This is a genomic window from Rhodococcus sp. NPDC058639 (genome assembly GCF_042717545.1).
In the GTDB taxonomy this organism is placed as follows: domain Bacteria; phylum Actinomycetota; class Actinomycetes; order Mycobacteriales; family Mycobacteriaceae; genus Rhodococcus.
This window is the reverse complement of the sequence record NZ_JBHXRF010000020.1, coordinates 1-1,433: the sequence shown is the minus strand read 5'-3', so window position 1 is coordinate 1,433 and position 1,433 is coordinate 1. Positions and strand designations below refer to the sequence as shown.

General features: G+C 63.6%; 1 protein-coding gene. It reads right to left on the bottom strand.

Features of this window, described 5'->3' with window-relative positions:
• Window positions 1-1,433 (bottom strand): condensation domain-containing protein (locus ACFWU2_RS20780; RefSeq protein ID WP_378610149.1); only part of this gene is annotated, 1,433 nt, incomplete at both ends.

Genomic DNA, 1,433 nt, shown 5'->3' with positions numbered 1-1,433 from the left:
CGGCCCGTCGACCCCGACGTGAAAATCACATACGCCGTATTCGACGGCCGCACCGGCGCGGTCCGCTCCGCATCCGACACCGGCGCGGTCGACACGTCGGCAAGATCAAGCGTGTCGATCGACACCACCGGCACCGACACCGGAACGTCGAACCCGTCCCGCGACGTCGACACCACCAACACCGGCGCCGCCGACTCCACAATGAAACCATTACGCTCGGCAGGCTGATCCGGATCGATCGGCACATAGGCGCCGCCCGCACGGACGATCGCATACATCCCCACCAACAGATCCAACGACCGGCGAACCGCCAACCCCACCGTCGTCTCCGGACCCACACCCCGCGAGATCAGGTACCGCGCAAGCTGATTGACCCGCGTATCGAACTCGCCGTATGTCAACGACTCGTCTTCGAACACCACCGCGATGGCGTCGGGATTCGAAAGGACCTGGCTATCGAACCGGTCCAGCAACGTTCCTTCGGGCACCGGATGCGAAGTATCGTTCCACCGCTCGAGCACCGTCACACGCTCATCGGCGCCCAGCAGATCGATATCGCCCACCCGCCGCGCCGGATCAGCCACCACAGCTTCGAGGATCCGCACGAACCGCTCCGCAAAGCCCTCGACCGTCGAAGCATCGAAGAGCTCGGTCGCATACGTGAACTCGATACCGAAACCCTGCGACTGCTCACCCGACCCGGCCAGATCGGTGACGGTCACCTGCAGATCGAACTTCGCGATCTGCGCATCGAAGTCGACACCCGAGACACTCAGACCGGGCAGTTCGAGATGCGCGTCCGCCATATTCTGGAAGGTCAACATCACCTGGAACAACGGATGACGTGCCTGCGAACGCGCCGGATCGAGCACCTCCACCAACCGCTCGAACGGCACATCCGCATGCGCGAACGCTTCGAGATCGACCCCACGTACGGCATCGAGGAACTCCCCGAACGACACCCCACCATCAACCGACGTCCGCAACACCAACGTATTGACGAACATACCCACCAGATCATCGAGCGCAGCCTCACCACGACCCGCGATCGGCGTGCCGATAGCAACATCGGAACTCGCACCCAACCGCGACAGCATCACCGCCAACGCAGCATGCACCACCATGAATTCCGTTGCACTACTGCGTCGTGCCACCTCCGCTAGACCGGCACGAACACGACCATCGATCGTAAAACCGTGCGACGCACCCCGGTAACTCGACACCACCGGACGAGGCCGATCCGACGGCAACGTCGACTCCTCCGGCAGATCCGCGAGGGTGGTGCGCCAGAACTCGGTTTGCCGCGCGAGCAACGACTCCGGATCCGACTCGTCGCCGAGGACCTCACGCTGCCACAACGTGTAATCCGCATACTGGACTTCCAACGCCGACCACTCCGGGACCGCACCCGCAGCCCGCGCCGCATACGCCGT